The 422-nt window shown below is 35.1% G+C and carries 1 protein-coding gene; it reads left to right on the plus strand.

Annotated elements, in window-relative coordinates; translation table 11 throughout:
• Positions 1-87: 87 nt before the first annotated feature.
• The coding region (locus tag ACTQ48_RS11605; protein ID WP_441571088.1) for a DUF1700 domain-containing protein at positions 88-422 on the plus strand (335 nt) is incomplete at its 3' end.

Below are 422 nucleotides of genomic sequence, written 5' to 3' on the forward strand. Positions count from 1 at the left end.
AGGTAAAGGGCAAATCAGGTATCTAGAATCTGAATGGATGACCTATAAAAAAACGATCGATGGCATTATAGAAGGGAGTTTACGCAAATGATACGAGACCAATATCTCAATGATTTAAAAGAAAATTTAAGTTCACTAAATCCGCAAGAACTGAACGATGTCGTTGATTACTTCACCGAATATTTTGAAGAACAAGACGATGATGCTAAAGTCATTGCAGAGTTAGGCGATCCATGGGAAGCCGCTCAAGAAATTCTAAAAAATATGGAGAGAGAAGAAACTTCTCAAGCAGATACGAAAACTTCCTACTCTTCTGATTTTGGTCAGGAAACATTTAAAGAAGAGTTTAGGAAAGAGTTTGACAAAGAAACCTTTAAAGAAGCGTTTAAAAAGGATTTCCATCAAAACTTTCAGAATCATTT

It is taken from the genome of Collinsella sp. Sow4_E3 (assembly GCF_052116285.1).
Lineage (GTDB): Bacteria > Actinomycetota > Coriobacteriia > Coriobacteriales > Coriobacteriaceae > Collinsella.